This window comes from Sulfuricaulis sp., assembly GCF_040901545.1.
GTDB lineage: Bacteria > Pseudomonadota > Gammaproteobacteria > Acidiferrobacterales > Sulfurifustaceae > Sulfuricaulis.
Genome location: NZ_JBBDYL010000054.1, coordinates 103755 through 128565, shown reverse-complemented (window position 1 = coordinate 128565; position 24811 = coordinate 103755). Strand labels below are relative to the sequence as shown.

Annotated in this window: 21 protein-coding genes and 1 pseudogene; all 22 read left to right on the top strand. The window is 48.7% G+C overall.

Annotation, left to right across the window (positions count from 1 at the left end; genetic code table 11):
* Positions 1-22: 22 nt before the first annotated feature.
* The 22 genes and pseudogenes from WD823_RS11500 to WD823_RS11395 all read left to right on the top strand — a co-directional run bounded on the left by WD823_RS11500 (position 23) and on the right by WD823_RS11395 (position 24677).
* Positions 23-1324: a nucleotide sugar dehydrogenase gene (locus tag WD823_RS11500; RefSeq protein ID WP_368429634.1), complete on the top strand. Its 1302-nt coding sequence runs from the start codon at positions 23-25 to the stop codon at positions 1322-1324.
* Positions 1312-1857 carry a transcription/translation regulatory transformer protein RfaH gene (gene rfaH / locus WD823_RS11495; protein WP_368429633.1) on the top strand — a complete coding sequence of 182 codons (546 nt, stop codon included), beginning with the start codon at positions 1312-1314 and terminating at the stop codon, positions 1855-1857. Before WD823_RS11500 ends, rfaH begins: the two co-directional genes overlap by 13 nt.
* A gap of 50 nt (positions 1858-1907) precedes the next feature.
* Positions 1908-2510: a winged helix-turn-helix transcriptional regulator gene (locus tag WD823_RS11490; RefSeq protein WP_368429632.1), complete on the top strand. Its 603-nt coding sequence runs from the start codon at positions 1908-1910 to the stop codon at positions 2508-2510.
* Positions 2511-2631: 121 nt separating this feature from the next.
* Positions 2632-3603 (top strand): UDP-glucuronic acid decarboxylase family protein, encoded by a 972-nt coding sequence (locus WD823_RS11485; protein ID WP_368429631.1) that lies wholly within the window; start codon positions 2632-2634, stop codon positions 3601-3603.
* Positions 3600-4613, top strand: a complete 1014-nt coding sequence (locus WD823_RS11480) for an NAD-dependent epimerase (RefSeq protein WP_368429630.1) — start codon at positions 3600-3602, stop codon at positions 4611-4613. Before WD823_RS11485 ends, WD823_RS11480 begins: the two co-directional genes overlap by 4 nt.
* Positions 4614-4653: 40 nt before the next feature.
* Positions 4654-6060 (top strand): mannose-1-phosphate guanylyltransferase/mannose-6-phosphate isomerase, encoded by a 1407-nt coding sequence (locus WD823_RS11475; RefSeq protein ID WP_368429629.1) that lies wholly within the window; start codon positions 4654-4656, stop codon positions 6058-6060.
* Positions 6061-6062: 2 nt separating this feature from the next.
* Positions 6063-7181: a GDP-mannose 4,6-dehydratase gene (gmd, locus tag WD823_RS11470; RefSeq protein WP_368429628.1), complete on the top strand. Its 1119-nt coding sequence runs from the start codon at positions 6063-6065 to the stop codon at positions 7179-7181.
* 3 nt (positions 7182-7184) lie between these two features.
* Positions 7185-8135, top strand: a complete 951-nt coding sequence (locus tag WD823_RS11465; RefSeq protein WP_368429627.1) for a GDP-L-fucose synthase family protein — start codon at positions 7185-7187, stop codon at positions 8133-8135.
* 228 nt (positions 8136-8363) lie between these two features.
* The gene (locus tag WD823_RS11460) at positions 8364-10091 is read left to right on the top strand and encodes an ABC transporter ATP-binding protein (RefSeq protein WP_368429765.1); all 1728 of its coding nucleotides are present in this window, start codon (positions 8364-8366) and stop codon (positions 10089-10091) included.
* Between the two features lie 231 nt (positions 10092-10322).
* Complete coding sequence (locus tag WD823_RS11455) at positions 10323-10994, top strand: FkbM family methyltransferase (RefSeq protein WP_368429626.1); 672 nt, start codon at positions 10323-10325, stop codon at positions 10992-10994.
* A 165-nt stretch (positions 10995-11159) separates the two neighbouring features.
* Positions 11160-13403, top strand: a complete 2244-nt coding sequence (locus WD823_RS11450) for a glycosyltransferase family 4 protein (protein WP_368429625.1) — start codon at positions 11160-11162, stop codon at positions 13401-13403.
* A gap of 86 nt (positions 13404-13489) precedes the next feature.
* Positions 13490-14560: a glycosyltransferase gene (locus WD823_RS11445; protein WP_368429624.1), complete on the top strand. Its 1071-nt coding sequence runs from the start codon at positions 13490-13492 to the stop codon at positions 14558-14560.
* Between the two features lie 25 nt (positions 14561-14585).
* Positions 14586-14798: pseudogene (locus WD823_RS11440) on the top strand (methyltransferase); the annotation flags it as partial.
* 48 nt (positions 14799-14846) lie between these two features.
* A complete protein-coding gene (locus WD823_RS11435) occupies positions 14847-15863 on the top strand; it encodes a class I SAM-dependent methyltransferase (protein ID WP_368429764.1) in 1017 nt (338 codons plus the stop codon).
* Positions 15864-15921: 58 nt separating this feature from the next.
* Positions 15922-16716, top strand: a complete 795-nt coding sequence (locus WD823_RS11430) for a class I SAM-dependent methyltransferase (RefSeq protein ID WP_368429623.1) — start codon at positions 15922-15924, stop codon at positions 16714-16716.
* An 86-nt stretch (positions 16717-16802) separates the two neighbouring features.
* The gene (locus WD823_RS11425) at positions 16803-17093 is read left to right on the top strand and encodes a glycosyltransferase family 2 protein (protein WP_368429622.1); all 291 of its coding nucleotides are present in this window, start codon (positions 16803-16805) and stop codon (positions 17091-17093) included.
* 99 nt (positions 17094-17192) lie between these two features.
* The gene (locus tag WD823_RS11420) at positions 17193-17819 is read left to right on the top strand and encodes a hypothetical protein (protein ID WP_368429621.1); all 627 of its coding nucleotides are present in this window, start codon (positions 17193-17195) and stop codon (positions 17817-17819) included.
* Positions 17820-17957: 138 nt separating this feature from the next.
* Positions 17958-18932, top strand: coding sequence for a GDP-mannose 4,6-dehydratase (locus WD823_RS11415; protein ID WP_368429620.1), 975 nt, complete (start codon positions 17958-17960; stop codon positions 18930-18932).
* Positions 18929-20101 (top strand): DegT/DnrJ/EryC1/StrS family aminotransferase, encoded by a 1173-nt coding sequence (locus WD823_RS11410; protein WP_368429619.1) that lies wholly within the window; start codon positions 18929-18931, stop codon positions 20099-20101. The genes WD823_RS11415 and WD823_RS11410 overlap by 4 nt, the downstream gene beginning before the upstream one ends.
* A gap of 2 nt (positions 20102-20103) precedes the next feature.
* On the top strand, positions 20104-21087 hold the full coding sequence (locus WD823_RS11405) for a glycosyltransferase family 2 protein (RefSeq protein ID WP_368429618.1): 984 nt from the start codon (positions 20104-20106) through the stop codon (positions 21085-21087).
* A 202-nt stretch (positions 21088-21289) separates the two neighbouring features.
* Positions 21290-23128, top strand: coding sequence for an asparagine synthase (glutamine-hydrolyzing) (gene asnB, locus WD823_RS11400; RefSeq protein ID WP_368429763.1), 1839 nt, complete (start codon positions 21290-21292; stop codon positions 23126-23128).
* Positions 23129-23150: 22 nt separating this feature from the next.
* Positions 23151-24677 (top strand): hypothetical protein, encoded by a 1527-nt coding sequence (locus WD823_RS11395; protein WP_368429617.1) that lies wholly within the window; start codon positions 23151-23153, stop codon positions 24675-24677.
* Positions 24678-24811: the final 134 nt, after the last annotated feature.

The window sequence follows — 24811 nt, the reverse complement described above, 5'->3', positions numbered from 1 at the left end:
ATTGACTGCATGACATAACGGCATGGACAAGCACGTATTCAGCAACAAAACAGTCGCCGTCGTCGGGTTGGGTTATGTTGGTCTTCCCCTGGCGGTGGAATTCGGAAAACTCCTGACCACCGTCGGGTATGACCTGAGCGAGACAAAACTGAACCAGTATCGACGGCATCGAGACCCGGCGGGCGGGCTCGACGAAGGCGACCTCCGGGCCGCGACCAAACTCCAATACACCAACGATCCCCGTCTGCTGGCGCAGGCTGATTTTATTATAGTGTCCGTACCCACACCCGTGGACGACGCGCATCAACCGGATTTCGAACCGTTACGAACCGCCTGCGAGGCCATTTCCCGGCACATGAAGAAAAGGGCGATCGTCATTTTCGAATCCACGGTGTATCCGGGAGCCACGGAAGAGGTCTGCATTCCGGTTCTGGAAAAAGGATCGGGTATGCGGTGGAAACAGGATTTTCATGTCGGCTACTCACCGGAGCGGATCAATCCGGGCGATAAGGATCATACCTTGGCCACGATTAAAAAGGTTGTTTCAGGCGACGATGCCTCCACGCTCGATGCCGTGGCGAAATTATATGAAATGATCGTCAAAGCCGGTGTCTGCCGTACGTCAAACATCAAGACCGCCGAAGCGGCAAAAGTGATCGAAAACACCCAGCGGGATCTCAATATCGCGCTGATGAACGAACTGGCTATCATTTTCAACAAGCTTGGAATCGACACGCTGGAAGTGCTCGAAGCGGCAGGCACGAAATGGAATTTTCTTCCCTTTCGGCCGGGCTTGGTAGGCGGACATTGCATCGGCGTGGATCCGTATTACCTTACCCAGAAAGCGGAACGGATCGGTTATCATCCGGAAGTGATTCTGGCGGGTCGCCGCATCAACGATGGGATGGGAAAATATGTCGCCGAACAGACCATCAAGCAGATTATCCAGGCCGGCCACTCGGTCAGCGGCAGTCATGTCATTGTCATGGGTGTTACTTTCAAGGAAGATTTTCCCGATATCCGCAATACGCGCGTGGTCGATGTAATCCATGAACTAAAATCATACGGAGCGCAGGTATGGGTGCATGATCCGGTTGCGGACGCGGAAGATGCGCATCGGGAGCATGAACTGACATTGCATGCATGGGAAAGCCTGCCAGCGGCCAAGGCCATCGTTGTCGCCGTCGCGCATAAGGAATTTCTCGCAATGAATACAGACGAGTATCTGAACAAACTCGACCGTGGCGGATGTTTCATTGACGTAAAATCACGATTCAATACCGGGGCACTGGCTGCCGCCGGGATCCATGTATGGAGGCTTTGATTTCCGCCTTGCGTAGCAAGCATGACGTTTCGACCGCGCGCCACTGGTATCTGGTTTATTGCAAAATGCGCCAGGAGAGCGTCGCGCGTGAGAACCTCGCGCGACAGGGCTACGAAACCTACCTGCCGATCCTGCGTGAAGCGCGCCGGCGACAGGGAAGGCGCATATCATTGATCGCGCCGATGTTCCCCCGCTATCTGTTTATTCATCTTAACAACCAGACTGACAATTGGGCCCCCATCCGTTCCACATTGGGTGTGGTGTCCGTGGTGCGTTTCGGGCGGTCCGCGGCACGTGTCCCGAATGATTTGATCACGGCCCTGAGGGCCCGGGAAGATGAGCAAGGGATCCAGATTCTTCCGGTCGAGGGCTACAAGCCCGGAAGCCGGGTGCGGATTACCCAGGGCAGTTTCGCCGGGTACGAGGGGATTTTTCAGGCGGCGACCGGACGCGACCGCGTGACCGTCTTGTTGGATGTTCTGGGCAGAAACGCCCGCACCGTCGTGGATTCCGCTTCGATCGAACCGGCCTGAAAAATGAGGGTGCTTGACCCTCGCACCCGAGAGTCTATAGTGTTCATTTAATGAACACTCAAACCGACAAGGAAGAACAGTTGGTCCTGGAACTGCTGGATGCGGTCGGCAAGCAAAGCAATGTCAGCCAGCGCCATCTTGCCAGCAACATGGGCATTGCCCTGGGGCTGGCCAATTCCTACCTCAAGCGCTGTATCCGCAAGGGCTTCATTAAAATCAGTGAAGCCCCGGCCAATCGTTATCTTTATTACCTGACGCCGAAAGGTTTTGCCGAAAAAAGCCGGCTCACGACGAAATACCTCGCTTATTCGTTTGCTTTCTATCGGCAGGCGGGCAAGTCCTGTATCGATGTTTTCAATAAATGCGAAATGCGAGGCTGGCGGGAGATTTTGCTGTACGGGATGTCCGATCTGGCGGAAATCGCGACGCTGCGGGCGCAGGAGCGAGATGTCGAGGTCATCGGCATTCTGGACCCCCATACCGAACGCCACCGGTTTGCCGGTGTTCCCGTCTGGCATTACCTTTCGCAAGCTGCACCGTATGATGTTTGCGTGCTGACCGAACTGAACGCACCATTGCTCAGTTACGAGCAACTGCTCAAGGAAATCGACAAGGAACGGGTACTGATTCCGGATATTTTGCGGCTGGAATGAATTTCTTCAGCCGAGTTTAAAACTGTTTGCTGCCTCAGAGGGGGAGGCCGTAATAATAGCTGTGCGGAATTTAATGTTCTGCAGGGCGGTAGCGTGTCCGAAAGTCCCACGGAGGATACACATGACAAACAAAAAACCCATACTCGGCCGTAAGCGCATATTGATCACCGGCGGTGCCGGCTTCCTCGGCTCCCACTTGAGTGAACGCTTGCTCGGCGACGGCCATGACGTCCTCTGCGTCGATAACTTCTTCACCGGCACCAAGGACAATATCCTGCACCTGCTCGACAATCCGCACTTCGAGCACATGCGTCACGACGTCACCTTCCCGCTCTATGTGGAAGTGGACGAAATCTACAACCTCGCCTGTCCGGCTTCGCCAATTCACTACCAATTCGATCCGGTGCAGACCACCAAGACCAGCGTGCACGGTGCCATTAATATGCTCGGACTGGCCAAGCGGGTGAAGGCCAAGATCATGCAGGCCTCCACCAGCGAGGTGTACGGAGATCCCGCCGTGCACCCGCAGACCGAGGACTACTGTGGCAACGTCAACCCGATCGGAATTCGCAGCTGCTATGACGAAGGCAAGCGTTGTGCCGAGACGCTCTTTTATGATTATTTCCGCCAACACAACTTGCGCATCAAGGTGGCACGCATCTTCAATACCTATGGTCCACGGATGCACCCAAACGATGGCCGAGTGGTCTCAAACTTCATCGTCCAGGCGCTCAGGGGTGAGCCCATTTCGGTCTATGGCGATGGCCAGCAGACCCGTTCGTTCTGTTACGTCGACGACATGGTCGAAGCCTTCGTGCGGCTCATGAACACCCCCGACGACTTCACTGGCCCGGTCAACGTGGGCAACCCGGACGAATTCACTATCCGCGAACTGGCCGAGAAAGTCATCGCGCTGACCGGTTCAAAATCGAAGATCGTCAACAAACCATTGCCCAGCGACGACCCGAAACAGCGCCAGCCAGACATCGCCCTGGCCCGAACCAAACTTGGCTGGTCACCGACCATTGCCCTCGACCAGGGTCTGCCGAAGACCGTGGCCTATTTCGACAACCTTTTGAAGAAGGACCCGTGAAACATATCCTCATCACGGGTGTCGCCGGATTTATCGGATCGGCGCTAGCACTCCGTCTGCTGGCGCGCGGTGACAAGGTGTTTGGGATTGATAACCTCAATGATTACTACGATGTCACACTCAAGGAAGCACGCCTCAAACGTTGCCAGGAACAAAATGGCTTCCGATTCCAGAAGCTGGACATTGCTGACCGTGAAGGCATGGCGCATTTGTTCCGGGAACGTCGCTTCGACGCCGTTATGCACCTCGCCGCCCAAGCCGGCGTTCGCTACTCCATCGAGAATCCTTACGCCTACATCGATGCCAACCTCGTCGGTTTTGGCAATATTCTCGAAGGTTGCCGCCATTCGAAAGTTGGCCATCTGGTGTTTGCCTCCTCCAGCTCCGTCTACGGCGCGAACACCAAACCTCCATTCTCCGAACACGACAACGTCGATCATCCGATTTCGTTCTACGCCGCCACCAAAAAGGCCAACGAACTGATGGCGCATTGCTATGCTTCGCTTTATCAGCTTCCTTGCACCGGGTTGCGTTTTTTTACGGTCTACGGACCGTGGGGCAGGCCGGATATGGCGCTGTTCAAATTTACCAAAGGCATTCTTAATGGTGAATCAATCCCGGTGTTTAACCATGGAAAGATGCTGCGTGATTTTACCTATATTGACGATATCGTCGAAGGCGTAATCCGGACGATTGACCACATTGCCTACCCGGACTCTGCCTGGTCGGGCGAGACACCTGATCCGGCAAGAAGTTATGCGCCGTACCGCATATACAATATAGGCAATAATTCACCGGTCGAGTTGATGCGATATATAGAAATCCTGGAAAAATGTTTGGGCAAAAAAGCTAAACTTGACATGTTGCCGATGCAGGATGGCGATGTACCGGTCACATTTGCCAATATGGAAACATTAGAGAGTGATGTTGGATTCCGGCCGCGCACCCCGGTTGAAGAAGGCATTTCCCGTTTTGTCGATTGGTATAAAGCATATTACGGAATTGCATGAAACATCCCGTCCAATCTCGTTTTTTTTCAAAGTTAACGACATGAAAATCTTCCCCGTCATCCTGTCTGGCGGATCCGGAACTCGGCTTTGGCCGCTGTCGCGCGAGCACTATCCCAAGCAATTATTGCCACTGCTTGGCGATCAGACATTACTGCAGCAAACTGTACTACGTCTCGATGGAATGGAAGATGTCGCTCCTCCCTTGCTGGTTTGCAATGAAGAACACCGTTTTCTGATTGCCGAGCAGTTGCGGCAAATCGGAAAAACGCCGGCGGATATGATTCTCGAACCGGTTGGGAGGAATACCGCACCGGCATTGACGCTGGCAGTGCTGGCGTTGCTAAAACATGCGACCAATAACAACGTGTTGATGCTGATTATGCCGGCCGATCACGTCATTCGGAATGTGAAGGAATTCCACGCCGCAGTAAGAGAAGGGGCGGCGCTGGCGCAGAAAGGCAGCTTGGTTACATTTGGTATAGTTCCGACGGCTCCTGAAACCGGATATGGATATATCAAGAAGGGTGATGATCATCGTGTATCAGCGTTTGTGGAGAAACCGGACTTGGAAACAGCCAGTCGGTATATTTCATCAGGCGATTATTTATGGAACAGCGGTATGTTCATGATGCTTGCCTCCGTCTGGATGGCGGAATTGAGAAAATTTCAACCGGCGATGCTCGACGCCTGCAAATCCGCGTATGACCAAGGACGCCGTGATTCTGATTTCTATAGAGTCAATTCACGGGTATTTGGCAACTGCCAATCGAAATCTATCGACTATGCCGTAATGGAAGCCACGGACAAAGCCGCCGTGGTGTCATTGGATGCCGGCTGGTCGGATATCGGTGCCTGGTCATCATTGTTGCAAGCCTCCCAAAGGGATGAGCAGGGGAATTTCGTCCAGGGCGATACCTATTTGCAAAATACTCGAAATTCACTGCTGATTTCACAACACCGGTTGCTGGCCGCTGTGGGTCTCGATGAAATTATCGCCGTGGAAACGCCAGACGCGGTGCTAGTTGCGCACAAGAGCCACTCGCAGCACGTGAAGGAAGTGGTCAACCGCCTTAAAACCGAGAAACGAAGCGAATATCAATACCACCGGCGGGTATATCGTCCCTGGGGATATTATGAAAGCATTGACGCCGGTCAGCGTTTCCAGGTGAAACGGCTGATGGTCAAGCCCGGTGCGTCGTTGTCGCTCCAGATGCATCACCATCGTGCCGAGCACTGGGTGGTTGTAAAGGGAACGGCCCGCGTGACAAGAGGGGAAGAAGTCTTCATGCTCACGGAAAATCAGTCCACTTACATACCGCTGGGCACGAAGCACCGTCTGGAAAATCCGGGGAATATTCCGCTGGAGATTGTTGAAGTGCAATCCGGAGGATATCTCGGCGAGGATGATATCGTGCGATTCGAGGACAAGTACAACCGGACGACATGAATATGCCCAAGAAAGCACTTATTACCGGTATTACCGGACAGGACGGCGCCTATCTCGCCGAATTCATGTTGCACAAAGGATATGAGGTTCATGGCATCAAGCGTCGCACATCGCTATTCAACACGGATCGGATTGATCACCTTTACCAGGACCCGCATGTTAAAGACCGCAAATTCACCCTGCACTACGGTGACATGACCGATTCCAGCAGCCTGATTCGCATTGTCCAGCAGATCCAGCCGCAAGAAATTTACAATCTCGCCGCCCAGAGTCACGTCGCGGTATCTTTTGAAGAGCCGGAATACACCGCGGATTCAGACGCCTTGGGGGCACTGCGATTGCTCGAGGCGGTGCGTATTCTGGGGCTGGAGAAAAAAACACGCTTCTACCAGGCGTCCACCTCCGAGCTGTACGGCAATGTTCAGGAAACACCGCAGCGCGAGACTACTCCTTTTTACCCACGGTCGCCCTATGCCGTGGCCAAACTCTATGCCTACTGGATTACCGTAAATTACCGCGAAGCCTATGGAATGTATGCCTGCAACGGTATTCTCTTTAATCATGAATCGCCCACGCGTGGTGAAACATTCGTGACTCGTAAAATCACGCGCGCACTTGCCCGGATCAAGCTGGGACTTCAGGATTGCCTGTACCTCGGCAATCTGGATTCCAGGCGCGACTGGGGACACGCGCGCGACTTCGTGGAGGCCCAGTGGCTGGTGTTGCAACAGGATCGGCCGGAGGATTATGTCATCGCCACTGGAGAACAATTCAGCGTCCGTGATTTTGTCGATGCCGCTGCGCGCGAACTCGGGATCTTAATCGAATGGCGCGGCAAGGGTACCAAAGAAACCGGCGTGATCGGCAGAATCGAAGGCAATGTAAAGAGCGCGCCAAAAAAGAATACGACGATTGTCAGGGTCGATCCCAGGTATTTCCGGCCCACGGAAGTCGATTCGTTGCTAGGCGATGCAACCAAGGCGAGAAGGAAACTCGGGTGGAAACCGAAGATCAGATTCAAGGAGCTTGTTGCCGAGATGGTTCGTGAAGATCTTAAATCAGCCGAGCGCGATGAACTGGTCAAGCGACATGGCTATTCCGCGTACGATTACCACGAGTAACACTTGAACCCAGACAGCAAAATATATGTTGCCGGTCATCAAGGTCTGGCGGGTTCGGCAATCACACGTCGCTTAATGGCTGAAGGCTGCTTCAACATCATCCATCGTACCCACGCTGAACTTGATCTCATAGATCAGAAAGCAGTAAAAGCGTTTTTCGAAGCAGAAAAACCCAAATATGTTTATCTGGCGGCGGGCAAAGTGGGTGGAATTCTTGCGAACAATACATATCCGGCTGAATTTATTTACCAGAATTTGATGATGGAAGGCAATGTAATACATGCCGCTTTTGAGAATCAAGTCAGGAAACTGTTATTTTTAGGATCAAGCTGCATTTATCCTAAACATGCACCCCAACCGATGAAGGAGGAACATCTCCTTACCGGCACTCTGGAGCCGACCAACGAGCCGTATGCCATCGCCAAGATTACCGGTATTAAAATGTGCTCCTCTTACAATCGTCAATACGGCACAAATTTTCTATGTGTCTTGCCGACCAACCTGTATGGCCCAGGCGACAATTATGGTCTCCAAAATTCGCATGTCTTGCCGGCGCTGATACGCAAAATCCATGAAGCCAAGACGCAAGGAGCAAACGAGGTGGTGGTGTGGGGAACCGGTTCGCCCAAGCGCGAATTTCTTTACAGCGATGACTTGGCGGACGCCTGCGTATTTCTGATGGGTCGATTCAACGCCGCGGATATCGGTGAGTTCATCAACATCGGGGTCGGCAAGGAGATCACCATCCGTGAAGTCGCCGAATTGATCGCCGATGTTGTCGGCTTCCGCGGATCTCTGGTCTTTGATACGTCCAAACCGGATGGTACTCCGCGCAAACTGCTGGATGTTTCTCGCTTGCGTGCGCTAGGCTGGCAAGCCAAAACCGGATTTCGTGAAGGAATCGCCAATGCGTACGCGGATTTTCTGCAGAATATCCCCCGCATCGCACAATAAAATCGCCGATATTTTGAAGAATTCCACTCGATAATGCCTCGTCCTTACCGAGTGCGACATACGAAACAAAGATCGAAATAATCCGTCTCTATCTTGATGCGCGATCTCTCCCAACTGGAACACCGGGAGCTTAGTTAAGTGAAAACACCTATCCTCACTGAAGGCCTACCAGACTTACTGTTGCAGCTTTGGCGTCATCTTAGCCGACGCCGTCAACGTCAGTTCGGGATGCTGTTGGGGTTGATGGTGATCAGTGCGTTCGCGGAGGTTGTCAGTTTAGGTGCCGTGTTGCCTTTCATCGGAATACTTACCGCGCCTGAGCGTGTGTTCAACCACCCAGTCGTCGCGGATTTGGCGCAGGCCCTAGGGATCGCTACAGCTGAGCAATTGGTCTTGCCTCTTACTGTTATGTTTGCTACGGCGGCTCTGATTGCGGGAGCAATCCGCATCTTTTTGTTATGGGTCACCACCCGGCTTGCGGTTGTCAGCGGTGCTGACCTCAGCATCGAGGTTTATCGACGTACCCTCTACCAGCCTTATTGGGTACACGCGGCCCGCAATAGCAGCGACACGATCAGCGGCATCACCAGTAAGGTCAACATCACTGTGTTTGGCGTACTGTTGCCGTTACTGACGCTTATTAGTTCATTCGTGTTGCTGACGGCCGTCATGATCGCCTTGATCGTTATCGATCCGGTTATTGCCTTGGTGGCAATAGTTGGCTTTGGCGCCAGCTATGGACTAGTCACCTGGCTGACACGCCGCCGCTTAGAACGTAACAGTATGCGCATCGCTTTCGAACAAACCCAGGTTATTAAAGCTCTGCAAGAAGGGTTGGGTGGTATTCGCGATGTGTTGTTGGACGGTACCCAGCCAATTTACTGCGATGTCTACCGCCAGGCTGACCATCCATTGAGGCAGGCACATGGAAACAACATATTTATCGGCGGAAGTCCCCGTTTTGCCATGGAGGCGCTGGGGATGGTGCTGATAGCCGTCTTGGCTTATGTGCTAAGCCGTCAAGTTGGTGGTATCGCCACGGCCCTGCCGGCGCTTGGTGCGCTGGCGCTCGGTGCGCAACGCCTGTTACCGGCCCTGCAACAGATCTATAGTGCCTGGGCGAGCATTGCGGGTAGCCGAGCCTCGCTGGCCGGTACCATCGAATTGCTTGACCAACCTCTACCGGCAGACGTGCTGCAACCCACTACCGCGCCGCTGCGTTTCCAGAAAGATATCCGCTTCAACGCTGTGCGTTTCCGCTACACCCATGACGGTCCTTGGGTATTAGACGGCCTCAATCTAGTCATCCCCAAGGGAGCACGGGTGGGCTTCGTCGGCAGCACCGGCAGCGGCAAGAGTACCACGCTCGACCTGCTGATGGGGTTGTTGATGCCAACACAGGGCGTGCTTCTGGTGGATGGGCATCCCATCCGCGGCAAGCGCATCAGGGCTTGGCAGCGAAGCATTGCACACGTGCCGCAAAACATCTTTTTGGCTGACACCACCTTGGCTGAGAACATCGCCTTTGGTGTACCGCGCGGCGACATCGATATGGATCGAGTACGGCAGGTGGCTCGCCAAGCCCAAATCGCTGAATTTATTGAGAGTCGACCCGAGGGTTACAACGCTTACGTGGGGGAGCGCGGTATTCGTCTCAGCGGCGGACAGCGTCAACGCATCGGAATCGCCCGTGCGCTTTACAAACAGGCCACAGTCCTGGTATTCGACGAAGCCACCAGTGCCCTCGACAATGCCACCGAACAGTCGGTGATGGACGCCATCGCGGCGCTTAATCGCGACCTCACCGTCCTGCTCATCGCTCACCGCCTCACCACCGTGCGGCGCTGCGATTCCATCGTAGAACTGGAGGGCGGTCGGGTGGTGGCACAGGGTACTTACGATCAGCTGCTTGAACGCAGCCCCAGCTTCCGCAGCATAGCCAAGGCGGTGGAGTGAGATTTTTCCTGGAAGCTGCAGGATCTGCGTTTTGGCAGAGGCGATCGGTTGCGCTGGGCCCACATCACGAAAATAGGGGAGATCAGGATGAATTCCCCCGTCATTAGGTCATTCATCTGGCGCCTAGGCCGAAAGCTTTACTGTTGGGCCAGACGAGAGGCTTCAAGCGGTCCTGAAACGAACGGCGAATATTGGCTGTTGCGGAACGTGTTAATAAAATCAGATTCCGATATGACGCAAATCCTTCTGGACATTGGGGCGTATAAGGGAGATTGGTCAAACCGCGCGGCTCTGCTGCTTAGCCGCGAAAAAATTTCAGGTTACGTGCACGCTTTCGAACCAAGTTCATCAACATTTGCTTATCTGTCTGAGAGATTCAAGGGAAGTGATCTGGTTAGCACGAACAAGATTGCATTGTCTGATCAATCGGGTGAAAGAGAGTTCTTCGTGGTTGGCGAGATGGTAGGAACAGATTCCCTGCTCAGAATTGATGGCGCGACCGTGGAGCACGTTCCCACACTACGGCTTGATGATTTTTTGGCTGAGAAGCGGATTGATCATGTCTTGTTCGCAAAGAGCGATACCGAAGGGCATGATCTAAGCGTCCTGCATGGCGCCGTCAAGATTCTCAGGCAGGGACGTGTCGATGTCTGGCAATTCGAATATAACCACAGGTGGATAGATGGAAGATCCTGCTTGAAGGAAGTTTTTGACTTTATAGCGGATAAGCCTTATCAGCTTGGGAAATTGTATGGGGATGGAATTGAAATTTACGATAGCTGGCATCCTGAGTTGGAACGGTTTTTTGAATCGAACTATGTATTGATTCTGAAGGGAAGCCGTTTTGAAATACTTTGTACCCGGGTTTTCTTCAACTACAGAAACGTGCTCATACCAGGCTGAAGAAGGGATTAATTCCACAATACGTTTATGACTGCATCAGTATCGTGATTTTGTTTTCTGCGCAGGCATATATTGTATTGCTGCGATCAGCAAAGGACAGGGCATCCTCATGATAGGTAAACTTCGCGCATCGAATCCTTTTAGCTTTGCGGGCGGGAACTAGCAATGAAATCTCTTTTTATTGCCGGAGATATCAACCGAATCGGTGGTATCGAGAAGTACAACAGGGACTTTTATTCCGCCCTCAGGAAAACGGGCGCAACCATCGTGCTTGTGGAAAGACGGAAAGGCGGAATTCTAGCCAAGCTCTCATTCGTATTTCGTGTTTTTTGGAAATACATTAAAGAGCGCCCTGATATTATTTTTTGCGGGCATTTGAATTTCTCCCCAATTTGCCTGGCTCTCAAATTATTATTTTGGACACCCTATACGATTGCGCTTTATGGGATTGAAATTATTGAAAGTCATGGCTGGCTCAAGCGCAGAGCGGTGCTCGGGGCAGAGCGAGTAATCACTATCTCCGAATACGCGAGAGGGCTGATTTTAAGGCAATATCCGGATTTAAATGAGCGCATCTTTATGCTGCCAAGCGCTGTGGATGGTTCCGTTTTCTTTATAAAAAAGAAGAATCAAAATTTGATAGATAAATACGGGATTGCAGGACGGCCAATTATCCTTTCGCTGGCGCGGCTCTCGACACCAGAGCATAAGGGACAAGACAGAGTTCTGGCATCACTCCCGTATGTTCTTGAGAAAATCCCAAACGCAGTTTACTTGATCGTTGGTGGCGGGACGGATGAACGGTTAAACGCCATTCTCAGGAAGCACCCGGAGCTTGCGAACAGTGTAATTATTGCGGGCCCGGCATCCAACGAAGAGCGGGCCGAGTATTACAATCTTGGCGATGTGTATGTACTGCCATCAAAATATGAGGGATTCAGCATTGTATTTATTGAATCATTGGCATGTGGCGTCCCGGTTATAGCCAGTGACGCTTTTGGATGTCGGGAGGGACTGCTCGAAGGTGAACTAGGCCTCTTGGTGCCTCCAGACGACTTGCAGGCCATAGCCAATGCGATAATCTCGATCTTGACCGAATCGGCACATCACTTACTTTTTGACCGGGAGCATTTACGCAAACGAACACTCGATATTTATGGGATTGATGCCTGGAATCAGCGAGTAGGTCAACTAGTTAAAGACCTCTTGCCAGAACGTCGCAAGAGGAAGCTGGCAATATTTATGTCTCATCCCATCCAGTACCAGGCGCCACTTCTTGGAAAACTCGCAAAAAATCAGCATTTCACTACGCACACGTATTTTTATTGGGATTTCGGTGTGAAAGAAACTTATGAGGCAGATTTCAAGAGAAAGATAAAGTGGGACATAACTGTTCTAGACGGGTATCAATACACTTTTCTGAGGAATTATTCATTCAGGCCATCGTCGAGCTTCTGGGGTGTTGTGAACTTTGGCGTGGTCTCGGAGATATTTCGCCATCGCTACGATGCTATCCTGGTGTTCGGCTGGGCTCACTTTTCAAATTGGCTTGCAATGCTCTCTGCGCGGTTGAACGGTACGCGCATTATTCTGCATGGCGAGAGCCCGATGAATCAGGAGATGCGTAAAAATAGGGGACTGAAGAGCCTTGTGAGGAACATGGTCTTGAAGAATCTCTTCAAGCATGTCTCTGCCTTTCTGTATATTGGCGAAGAGAACAAGAAATTCTACGAGCACTTTCAAGTTCCACAAAACAAGCTATTTTTTGCGCCGTATGCCGTAGACAATGAAAGATATTTTAATGAACAGAAATCATTGTCTGTTGACAAAATAGTATTAAGGAGGTCAGCAGGTGTTGCGGAAAATGGACCGGTTATTCTTTTTGTCGGGAAGCTTACCGAAAAGAAAAGACCAATGGACCTTCTGAAAGCGTATGAGATTCTACTTGATTCATGGATGGGCGGCGTTAAGCCAGTCCTCGTGTATGTCGGGGACGGGCCTCTGCGTGTTGACCTTGAGAATTACGTCGCGAATCATGGTCTTGCAGGAGTATCCTTCACCGGATTCAAAAACCAGCTTGAACTTTCCTCCTATTATGCGATTGCTGATGTTTTTGTATTGCCGTCTGGCTTGGGCGAGACCTGGGGTTTGGTGGTGAATGAGGCAATGTGCTTTGGGGTGCCTGTCATTGTATCGGACATGGTGGGATGTGGTGCAGATATCGTGAGGCATGGAGAAAACGGTTTTGTATTCCCATTGGGAGACAGCCTTAAGTTGGCGCAGTACCTCTCTGTAATGTTGAATGACGAGAAAGCCAGAAAAAATTTTGGTAGGCGATCGAGAGAAATTATCGAGAGTTATAGCCAGGAACGAGGCGTAAAGGGAATACAAGAGGCCCTTTATGTGTAGTCTCCATCGCGCGGATACGTCGCTTAACCGATAGCAGCAGATCGGTTGAGTTTTTCGACGATTGTTTAACACACCAGAAATATGAAATGAACAAGGTTCTCAGCATATTATTTGTCGGTGATTTAAACGAAGGTGGCAGGAGTCTCCAGAGGCGTGAAACACTAGGAATATTGGGGCATGATATCGTTGCGTTATCTTCTGTGCCTGTTCCGTTCATCGCCGGTATTGATAGCCTGTCACTTTTAATGCGCATTATGTGGAAGTTAAAACTTCCCCCCGATCCCACCCGCGTAAATCGTGCCATCCGGGCAGAGATTGATAAGTATCGATTCGATGTTGTCTGGATTGATAAGGGTGTGACTATTCGCCCAGCGACGCTTCAGTATATAAAAAGGCATTCCCCTGATTCTGTGCTTGTTTCGTGTTCCGAGGATGATATGTGTGCGAAGCACAGCCAGACATATTGGTACCTGCGCGGATTGAAGAATTACGACATCGTTTTTACAACTAAGACGTATAATCTTGTCGAGCTTAAAACGCTTGGGGCGCAACGTACTAGCCTCTTTCTGGATTCATATGATGAAAGGCTTCACCGCAGGGTGGCGCTTACCTCATCTGATATAAAACAGCTGGCCTGTGATGTCGGGTTTATAGGGTCATTTGAGAATGATCGGGCAGAACGGATGCTATATCTCGCAGAGCACGGCATTAAGGTAAACGTGTATGGAAATGGGTGGAGTAGATGGATAGGTAAAAATCCAAATTTGATTATTCATAACAAACCGCTCTACGGTGAGGATTATGTTAAAGCTATAAATGCAGCAAAGATTAATCTCTGTTTTCTTAGGAAAATAAATCGTGATGAAGTAACCAGCAGGAGTTTAGAAATCCCTGCCTGCGGTAGATTTATGCTAGGCGAGAGGACCAGGCGTCACCTAGAATTCTTCGAGGAATGCAAAGAGGCAGAGTTCTTTGAATCAAAGGAAGAGATGCTGGAGAAGGTTAGGTATTACCTTGAAAATAACGAGGAAAGAGAACAAATAGCACGAGCTGGCAGGGAGCGGTGCATAGCGAGTGGTTACAGCATGCGCGCGCAGATAGACAGGATGCTAAGCATTGCTTTTGTTGATCAGAAGATAATAAGCGTAGCCAATTAAATCTTACTAGAGTATTTATAGTTACATGAATAGCACTATATACAGAACCATTGATAAGTGCAGAGTATGCGGATCTCGAAAATTATCTAGTATATTGTCGCTCGGTAATCTTTATGTTTCTGATTTCTTGGACTCGCCCGATGTGTCCAGAGGAATAAGGGCTCCTCTGGAGCTGGTACTTTGCAATGTGAAGGATGGAGGTTGTGGATTGCTTCAACTAAGACATACAGTTTCCAGCGAAGCGATGTACAGAAACTATTGGTACCGTTCTGGCATCAATAAGACTATGACTGACGAGCTGATCGGTATCGCCGAAAAAGCCGAGTCGATTGCAAATCTAAAAGCTCACGATTACGTCATTGACATCGGTGCGAACGACGGTACTTTATTGAGGGGTTACAAGGTCACCGGGCTAAACATCGTAGGATTCGAGCCGGCAAGAAATCTGGAGCAGTATGGCAAGCAAGGCACCACAAGGATTATTGTTGATTTCTTCAATCATTCTACTTGGGAAAAAGAATTTGGCGAAGTGAAGGCAAAGGTTATTACCGCTATCGGTATGTTCTACGACTTGGATGATCCAAATGCTTTTGTTGCTGACGTCGTGAAATGTTTGGATGACGAGGGTTTGTTGATTATCCAAATGATGTATCTTCCCTCTTTTTTGGAGAGAAACGCCTTTGATGGAATCTGCCACGAGCACCTGGAATACTATTCTCTTTGCTCTCTAGAAAATATACTTAAGCGACACGGATTGGAGGTTTTTGATGTGGAGATGCGTGAACAAATAAATGAAGGAAGCGTGCGTTTTTATATACGGAAAGAGCATAAAGGAACCTCTCATAAGATTTTAGACGGCGCAATCAATAGAGTCGTTGCTCTAAGAGAAAAAGAAGCGGGGCTTGGCCTCGACGGCAAAGAAGCCTATGAAGCGCTTGTGAAGCGAATTTTGACTGAAAAGGAAAAGGTCGTTTCGTTTATAAAACGAGAGGTGTCGAAAGGCAAAAAGGTACATGGATATGCCGCTTCGACCAAGGGAAACACCACGCTTCAGTTTTACGGCCTTACTCCAGACTTGATTGAAGCTATTGCTGATCGGAATCCTCAAAAATATGGAAAGTTTGCCTCTGGAACGTTAATACCAGTAGTTTCTGAAGAAGATTCTCGCTTCCAGAAGCCTGACTATTACTTTATATTGGCTTGGCACTTTTTACCCGAATTCTTAAGCCGGGAGAAGGAATTTCTGCGAGGTGGTGGTAAATTCATTGTTCCTATGCCAACGTTTAGAGTGATAGGCGGTTAATTTAACTATTACCAGGGTACAATAATTTTTGTAAAGCTGTAATGTTAAGGATATGGTAATGATCAATCCGCACATTGAGAAACACAAAGAGGAAAATCTTGTAGGTAGTTCTATGTCCGAATCCGCTCAAAACCGTGTGTTGAAATATTATTTTCAGACAACCTCAGCGGTGGGGGTCGCGGGCAAAACACCGGATTATAAGCAGTCGACAGCAGGATTAAAGCGTGCCTTAGGTAGTTGGTTGGATATATCGGGAAAGGATGTTGTCGATTTGGGTTGCGGCACTGGAGAACTTTGCTGGCTTGTCAACTATCTTGGGGCACGTACGGTGGTTGGGGTAAACCTAAGTCAGGAAGAAATAAACATCGCAAGCCAGCGCATAACGGCTAAGTTTGTAAATAAAGATATCGTTTCATTTCTAACCCAACAACCAAATGGGTCATATGATCGGATATTTGCCATGAACATCCTTGAGCATGTCAGCAAGGACGAGCTGGTCCAGGTTCTTGAAGAATCTGCTCGCTGTTTGCGTGATGACGGCCAGTTGGTGGCTATGGTGCCCAATGCGACCTCACCGTTTGGGTGTATGACTCGGTATTGGGATATTACTCACCAACTGGCCTTCACCCCCAGTAGTGTGAGGCAGCTTATGCGGCTGTGTGGTTTTTCAAAAGCTGAATTCAGAGAATTGGGACCAAGACCTCATGGCGTGATTAGTGCAATACGCTATCTGCTCTGGCAAGCCTGTCGCGCAATGATCTGGTTTAGGTTAATGATAGAGACGGCGTCTGTGAAGGGAGGTATCTACACAGCGGACATGTTGTTCAGGTTAACCAAAGAGGACAGTAAGTAACAAGAATAACCGCGGGTGGTAGTTATTAATGGAATATTGATAGGCATATTAGCATTGTGAATGAAAATTAAAAAAATTATTTGAATATGTCTATATCACAATATCAAAACCAGCAGAACCACATACTTCTTAGTATTTGCATCCTCACTTACGACCAATTATCGGAAATTGAACGTCTACTCAACAGTCTTGTGCCTCAAGTAACAGATGAGGTTGAAATAATTATTCGTGACGATAGCACGAATAATGAAACAGGACTTCTTGTTAAAAGATTCGCAAATATTCTTCCGATTCGTTATTTTCACGGAAACAAGGAAGGAATAGATAAAACTGTAATTTTTCTAACAGAAGAAGCTCAAGGTAAGTTCGTTTGGTGACTTGGTGATGATGATGTTGTGCAGGGAGGGGTTGGCCAGGTACTTGATGCAATCAGGAATAACCATGACCTAACCTTTATCTGGGCCAATTATCAACTTGTGGGCACCAAAAGTCTTGCAATCAATTTACAATCAAGCCGTTTTTTCTCCAGCAGGGATAAAATTCTAGAGTTGGGAGGGACAGCTCTTGGTTTTGTGTCATCAACAGTTTTCAACCGTGAATTGGCTCTGCCTGGTATTGATCGAGCCAGAATGTATATTGGTTCCGCTTTTGTAAACTTATATTTAATACTTTACGTTATTTCTCAACCAGGGAAACACTATTATATTCATGGTCCGGTGGTGATCTGTCATCCAGCAACAGTTGATGAGATCAAGGCAGTAGTGGTCAAGCGTCCTGGATTGATTAAAAATAATGCATTTGAAGTATTTGGTGTCAATTTTTCAAAAATAGTCCGAGAGTTTACGACAGTTTTCTCATCCCCCGCCATCAGGCGGACAATTAAAAAAAGTTTTGGTCAGACATGGCGTGGCGTACTAGTGGCTTGGGTGGGTGGTTGGGATACTCCAAAAGGAAAAAGGATAAGGATGATAAAATATTTCTGGATGTATCCAGAGTGTTGGATTGCGCTTTTTCTTTTTCTTACTCCATTGTCTGTGAATAAAATTCTTTATCGAATCTATAAATCCCTCCGTCCTAATCGGAAATTGAGTGTGGTTGGGTGATACATCTAATTCCTCTGAGAGCTTTCTCGCTATCCTAAGTTTAACCTTCAGCATAATCGAATTCGTAGAGGATCTGGATCCTTTCGAAGTCCATGACGTCCGTATGTTTTCTGGCGCGTAATTTTTTAATTACGAGTTATGAAAAAGGCTCTAATTACAGGTATTTCTGGCCAAGATGGCTCATATCTTGCGGAGCTCTTGCTGGAAAAGGACTATGAGGTGCATGGAATAGTTAAGTCACTGAATGGGGAAGAAGTCCAACGGCATTGGCGAATCGGCGGAATAATCAACAACTTGACATTGCATGGCTGTGACATAACAAACAATGATCAAGTGGAATCGATATTTTATTCTGTGATGCCAGACGAGGTTTATCATCTCGCTTCCGATGTTCAACCTCTACTGATCTTTGAGGAAGACAAAAATACATTCGATATAAATTTTCTTGGTACGTTTAATCTTCTCCATGCTGTAAAGAAATACAAGGATAACTGTCGACTATATTGCGCTGGTTCAAGTCTGATGTTCGGCCATGTTCAAGTATCACCCCAGAATGAAACTACACCCATGAATCCGACCACTCCTTACGGAATTGGAAAAGTGGCGGCCCACCACTTTGCAAGAATGTATCGTGAAGCTTATGGTGTATACGCCTGTACCGGAATACTTTTTAACCATGAATCACCCAGAAGAGATGAAAAATTCCTGCCAAGAAAAATAGCCATGGCTGTAGCCAATATAAAATCTGGGAAACAGGAAAAGCTTTTATTGGGTGATATAGAACTAAAGAGGGATTGGGCATATGCGGGCGACGTAGTGGAATCGATGTGGCTTATGCTTCAACAGGACATTCCAGACGATTTCGTCATTGGTTCCAGCGAGCTTCACTCAATCAAAGAACTCTTACAAATAGCTTTTCGATTTGTTGATCTAAACTGGCAGGACTACGTGGTCTTAGACTCAGGATTATTAAGAAATGTTGAATATGCGAATCTTTGTGCTGACAGCAGAAAAGCGAGGGAAAAGTTAGGCTGGACGCCCAAAGTTCATTTTAAAGAATTGGTTGAACTGATGGTGCAGAATGATCTCGAACTGGTAAAAATGAAAAAATGATTAAACTTCAAAAGTCGACATTCTTTAAAGAAAAAGAAACAAAACTAAAGCTTTGTGAATTTATCACCAAAGCCAATGTATTGAGTATGGGTGAAGAGTGCAAAAAATTTGAGCTGAATTTTGCAAAGAAGCAGAACAGGGGCCATGCTGTTTTTGTGAATAGTGGAAGCAGCGCTAATTTGCTTCTTATTCAGGCGTTATTGAATTCCGGACGGTTAAAAAAGGGTGATATTGTTGGTGTTTCGGCGCTTACTTGGGCCACAAATATAATGCCGCTAATTCAACTTGGATTGCAGCCGTTTCTTGTTGACTGTGAAATAGACTCATTGAACGTTTCAAGCAGGACTTTCAGAGAGGCGCTAGATATCCAACCGAATATGAAAGCATTCTTTTTGACGAATACACTTGGCTTATCTGATGATATTGGCAGAATCGTCAAACACTGTACCGACAATGGAATTGTTTTCTTCGAGGATAATTGTGAAGCATTGGGTTCTGTGGTTGATGGTAGGCTTCTTGGAAATTATGGTATCGCGTCAACATTCTCATTCTTTGTGGGACATCATATTTCTGCGATTGAAGGCGGTATGATTTGCGTAGATGACGATGATCTGTACAACCATCTGATAATGGCACGGTCTCATGGGTGGGACAGAAATCTTAGTACCGATGCCCGGAAGGAAATTAGGAAACGTTATGGTATAAGCGATTTTTTTGCTAAGTACATATTCTATGACTTAGGCTATAACGTAAGGCCTACTGAAATTAACGGGTTTTTAGGAAACAATCAGATTATTTACTGGGATGAGATTGTAAACAAGAGACACCAGAACTTCACTCGTTTGCATCAGGTTATCGTAGAAAATAATAAACTGGTCCCAATACGATTTGGGCATATGAGTTTAGTTTCCAGTTTTGCAATACCAGTTATTCTTCGAGATTTGTCCACTGTTAAGAGTTACATGAAGAGATTCATTGATGCAGAAGTTGAGATTCGGCCGATGATTGCTGGCAATATGGCCAGACAACCGTTCTACCAGAAGTATATAAGTAATCCTGGAAATCAACCTAATGCAGAATTCATTCATAAAAACAGTTTTTACTTTGGGAATAATCCAGAACTGACCGTTGAGGAAATTGAATTATTGAGCGGTTTATTGAAAGAATGACTATGCCTCAGAAGAACATTCTGCTCTCAGTCTGTGTGCCGACTTACAATCAATCTGATGCAGTACGAAAGCTTTTCGAAAGCCTGATACCACAGTATGTTCCTCAGATAGAAATTATTGTTCGTGATGATAGCGACAATAGCGAGACAGAAGAAATTGTTAATGAATTTAGAAAAATAGCTCCCATCCGGTATTTCCGAGGTAAAAAACAGGGTCTAGACGCCGCTATAGTGTTCCTGACTGAAGAAGCGAGTGGATTATTTGTCTGGTGGATTGGAGATGATGTCATCGGTCCCGGGGCAATCCAGAGGATTCTTTCTTTGATCGAGGAGCATCAGGATTTATCCTTCATCTGGGTTAATTCACATAATATAAAAAATAAAGATGCACTCACAGTCAATGACCATCGGTGTCGTTTCTTCTTAGATAGAAATGAAATTCTGGACATAGATATAGGGCTTCTGGGATTTATTTCTGCAACTCTTTTTAAGAGGGAACTTGCCATCCCTGGAATGGCGCAAGCCAGGAAGCATGTCGGATCTGCGTTTGTATGTATGTACATTGTGCTTTATGTCATCGCCCAAGATGGAAGGTGCTACTTCTTGGGCACTCCATGTTTCTCCAGCAATCCCAAACCATCTGGTGAAGTTCGCTGGTATGATCAGTTTCAGGTGTTTGGGATAAACCTGTTTCACATTGTTATGGAATTCGAAGGCAGCTTTGATAAGCGTCAGATCAGAAGGGCATTATCCAGAAATCTCGCTAGGGTTGTTAAGGCAATAATTGTGGAATGCGCCCTAGGACTAAAGACAGGATTTGCTTCGCCTTCACCAAAATTGAAACCTCTGGCCAGATTGTACTGGAGTTATTGGGTATTTTGGGCCGCCCTGCCGCTGTTGATCTTGCCAAAATTTATCTTGAGAGGACTGTATGGCCTATATAGAAAATTATTCTCTAGGGATGCCCTATATTTAGAGTCGCATTGACGACATCCTATTTATTCAGCTGTAGCAGTACATTCGAGTATCTGGTTAATCAGTTTTCATGTGCGCGTTCGCGAACTTTGCCCTGATTGCCCCTTCATGGGTGTCTATTTGCATGTCGTCAAGACAATCCATGGTTCTAACCGTGGTTGTATTATGCAAGGCAAATTGCTTGACTGGATGAAAGTATAGAGGTTACTTGTTGATGTGCGGATTAGCTGGGGCTTTTTTATTTCGTGGAACACAGGATCAGCACGTCATTGAGAAAGCGGTGCATCGGATGTGCGAACGCATGCAGGCGCGCGGCCCGGATGCCCTAGGCTATTGGAGTGATTCAAAAGTTGGTCTTAGCCTGGGCCATCGCCGTCTCTCGATCCTCGATTTGGAGCCCCGCGCTAACCAGCCCATGCATTCTGACGACGGCCGTTATGTCATCGTTTTCAATGGCGAGATTTATAACTTCCTCGAACTGCGTCGAGTGCTCGAACGCGATGGCGAGGCTTTCCGGACATGGAGCGATACGGAAGTACTGCTCAAGCTTTATGCCAGAGAGAGCGAGGGTATGCTATCCCGGTTGCGCGGCATGTTTTCCTTCGCGATTTGGGATCGACAATCCCGCGATATGTTATTGGCACGCGATCCTTATGGCATCAAGCCGATGTATATCGGTCGCTGTAATGATGGTTGGCTGATTGCGTCCCAGGTCAAAGCTTTGCTGGCTTCAGGACTGATTTCGCATGACCCCGATCCACAAGGGCAGGCTGGCTTTTGGCTCCTGGGCAGCGTGCCCGAGCCGCGTACCTGGTTTCGAAATATCAGCGCGCTGCCAGCCGGTAGCTGGTGCCGTATCACCGCCGACGGCCAGTTTTCTGGCCCGTACAAGTATTGGGATATCGGCGATTCCTGGCGCGATGCACCGGAATGCCGATTGACGCTGGGTGAGGCGCAGGAAGTGGTACGGGCTGCTGTGTCCGAATCCGTGTGCCAACATCTGGTGTCCGACGTGCCGGTTGGTGTGTTCCTGTCCGGCGGCATCGACTCCGGCAGTCTGGCTGGCCTGATTAATGATGCCGGTGACTCGGGCATGCAGGGCATTACGATTGCGTTCAACGAATTTCAAGGAAGGCACGAGAACGAAGCGCCCGTGGCGGCAGAAATTGCCCAAAGTTATGGCTTCCGGCATCACGTGCGCATCATTACCCGGCAGGAGTTCGATGCCGACCTACCGCGCATCCTCTCGGCCATGGATCAGCCCAGTATCGATGGTATTAACACCTGGTTTGCGAGCAAGGCAGTCGCCGAGCTCGGACTCAAGGTCGTGATTTCGGGCGTGGGCGGTGATGAGCTGTTTTATGGCTATCCCAGCTTCCATCAACTTCCCAATCTTGTCTCGCGCTGGAACCGGCTGGCATGCATTCCTGGTGCGCGGCCGGCGGCGAATTTGGCGCTGGCACTGCTCACGCGCCGCAGCGGCAATCCGCGCTGGCGCTGGCTGACGCGTCAGGCTGGAAACTTGTACGGTGCGTACTGGCTGCGCAGAGGACTTTTCTCCCCTAATGAATTACCTGAGTTGATGGATGGGAAATATTCCCCTGAGGAGCTACTAAGCCTGAACCCTGGCTCTCAACTGGAAACAATGGTAGAGGCCTTGCCGGCTGACGCCATGGCAGCCGTCGGCCAGATCGAATCCATGGTTTATTTGCGCAATCAGCTGTTACGCGACAGCGATTGGGCCAGCATGGATCATAGTGTCGAGTTACGCACGCCACTCGTGGATGCTTGGCTGCTACGGGATCTGATGCCTGTGCTCAGGTCGTTCGGACGATTGAAGGGAAAGCACATGCTTGCTGCCAGCCCGGCAACACCATTGAGTCGGAGTATTATAGAGCGCGTGAAAACGGGATTTAGCATTCCGTTGGGTATATGGGTGAATGGGGCGCTTGGTACTACGGTTGCAGTACCGGCCAGATCTGTTGCGACTCAGAATGGTGCTACCAGTAGACGCTGGGCTATGGCTGTATCAAAAGCAGTCTATGCACGGTAATTAATTTAAATTTAGGGTAAGGATGCGACAAACAACCACTATTACCACACTGCTGGCCGCTCTTGTTGTCGGGATTTCCGCAGGCTTCATTTATCTGCTCTCGATAACGAACTTTATCGGTCTGAGAACGGCATTTGTTCTGCTGACGTCACTGTTACTGATTTATCTGGCGCTAGAGGTCAATCGGGTTCGCCGTCTGCATCCCGTGCGATGGTTGATTAATCCTGCGGTGTTGTGCTCGCTAATGGTGTTTGTATTAGGTTTCGGCGTAACGAATTTTATGTACTTCTTGCCCGAAGACATCCTTCATTTAGTCTGGTCTCGGCGGGAAATTACCGCTTCAATGAACAAGTTGATGCTGCTGGCTATCATCGGCGCAGTCGCGATGTGGCTAGGATATTGGTCGCCCCTTGTTGCGAAATTGATGACCAGAGAATCGTTGATTGGGTTTCGAAAAAAGTTTTTTGTATTTAATGCAGAACCAAAAGCTTGGGTTTTAGTAGGGCTTGTGCTCACTGGTCTTGCGAGCCGCTTTATTCAGATTCAGCTTGGATTATTTGGTTATTCCAGCACTTATGATCGGCATATCGAGGCTGCCTCTTACACGCAATATCTCTCCATGGGGTCATCTCTCGGTAAACTGGCGTTAGTGATTGCTGCTTTACAGTATTATTCCCCGCAGCCTGGACGACACGCGAGAGCATGGCTTATTGGGCTACTTGTCTACGAGATCAGTTTCGGTTTTTTAACCGGCTCCAAAGCTGCAGTAATAATGCCATTCATCATTGTAATGCTATGTCAATATTTACGAATCGACCGCGCTTCACGCCATTGGTTTATCGCAATTCCCCTTGCATTAATAATTTCCTATGCGGTAGTTGAACCCTACCGGGTTGCGCTTAATGCGAACCCTGAATTCAAGGGGGCATCCTTAACAAGGACGGCGAATACCTTGATGCAATCGACATTGTCTTCGGCGTATGAAGCTGGCACGGAAGAAAAGGTTTTACTCTTATCCGGCAAGGAAAAAATGGCTTTACTCTTATTGCACATCATTAAAAGATTGAATCTTACTTACGTCGGATCATTGGGGATTGCGTTTGCTGACAACAATGAAAGCTTGCCCGCAGGCAGCCCGGAGTTTCTCCGAAATATTCTGCTCGCGCCTTTGCATGCGTGGATTCCTAGGTTTCTCTGGGAGGGGAAGCCTCTTGGGAATGCCGGCATGTGGTATACACAAACAATAATGGGACTTGACCAGATTACTACAACTGCCATGGGACCGTTTACTCACTTGTATTTTGCTGGCGGAATCATTGCAGTTTTTTTGGGTTTCTTATTTATCGGGTTCATTCAACGAGTTACTTTTTTTGTTACGCAACCATGGATTTCGCCCGCTGGCGGTGTTGTATTCCTATGCATACTTTCGACATTAATCGTCTGGGAGAATTCGTTTAACGGAGTTATCGTCTCACTTTTCCGTGAGCTGCCACTTATTCTGATTCTCCAGTTTTTTCTTTACAAACACGCATCGCGAATTCCTGGTTGATGAAAAGGAATTACGGGCGCACCATCCACACCTTTCCCACCATTCGATTCACCGCCGCCGTCTTTGAAGCGGTTCCCAATATGGCCTAGGCCATGAAGGCTTGAAAGGATACCGGTGATAAAGTACGGCTAGCC

Excerpts from the sequence above, each read along its gene's own strand:
- WD823_RS11500 (WP_368429634.1), top strand. The coding sequence starts at position 23 with ATGGACAAGCACGTATTCAGCAACAAAACAGTCGCCGTCGTCGGGTTG.
- rfaH (WP_368429633.1), top strand. The coding sequence starts at position 1,312 with ATGGAGGCTTTGATTTCCGCCTTGCGTAGCAAGCATGACGTTTCGACC.
- WD823_RS11490 (WP_368429632.1), top strand. The coding sequence starts at position 1,908 with ATGAACACTCAAACCGACAAGGAAGAACAGTTGGTCCTGGAACTGCTG.
- WD823_RS11485 (WP_368429631.1), top strand. The coding sequence starts at position 2,632 with ATGACAAACAAAAAACCCATACTCGGCCGTAAGCGCATATTGATCACC.
- WD823_RS11475 (WP_368429629.1), top strand. The coding sequence starts at position 4,654 with ATGAAAATCTTCCCCGTCATCCTGTCTGGCGGATCCGGAACTCGGCTT.
- gmd (WP_368429628.1), top strand. The coding sequence starts at position 6,063 with ATGCCCAAGAAAGCACTTATTACCGGTATTACCGGACAGGACGGCGCC.
- WD823_RS11460 (WP_368429765.1), top strand. The coding sequence starts at position 8,364 with ATGCTGTTGGGGTTGATGGTGATCAGTGCGTTCGCGGAGGTTGTCAGT.
- WD823_RS11455 (WP_368429626.1), top strand. The coding sequence starts at position 10,323 with ATGACGCAAATCCTTCTGGACATTGGGGCGTATAAGGGAGATTGGTCA.
- WD823_RS11450 (WP_368429625.1), top strand. The coding sequence starts at position 11,160 with ATGAAATCTCTTTTTATTGCCGGAGATATCAACCGAATCGGTGGTATC.
- WD823_RS11445 (WP_368429624.1), top strand. The coding sequence starts at position 13,490 with ATGAACAAGGTTCTCAGCATATTATTTGTCGGTGATTTAAACGAAGGT.
- WD823_RS11435 (WP_368429764.1), top strand. The coding sequence starts at position 14,847 with ATGACTGACGAGCTGATCGGTATCGCCGAAAAAGCCGAGTCGATTGCA.
- WD823_RS11430 (WP_368429623.1), top strand. The coding sequence starts at position 15,922 with ATGATCAATCCGCACATTGAGAAACACAAAGAGGAAAATCTTGTAGGT.
- WD823_RS11425 (WP_368429622.1), top strand. The coding sequence starts at position 16,803 with ATGTCTATATCACAATATCAAAACCAGCAGAACCACATACTTCTTAGT.
- WD823_RS11415 (WP_368429620.1), top strand. The coding sequence starts at position 17,958 with ATGAAAAAGGCTCTAATTACAGGTATTTCTGGCCAAGATGGCTCATAT.
- WD823_RS11410 (WP_368429619.1), top strand. The coding sequence starts at position 18,929 with ATGATTAAACTTCAAAAGTCGACATTCTTTAAAGAAAAAGAAACAAAA.
- WD823_RS11405 (WP_368429618.1), top strand. The coding sequence starts at position 20,104 with ATGCCTCAGAAGAACATTCTGCTCTCAGTCTGTGTGCCGACTTACAAT.
- asnB (WP_368429763.1), top strand. The coding sequence starts at position 21,290 with ATGTGCGGATTAGCTGGGGCTTTTTTATTTCGTGGAACACAGGATCAG.
- WD823_RS11395 (WP_368429617.1), top strand. The coding sequence starts at position 23,151 with ATGCGACAAACAACCACTATTACCACACTGCTGGCCGCTCTTGTTGTC.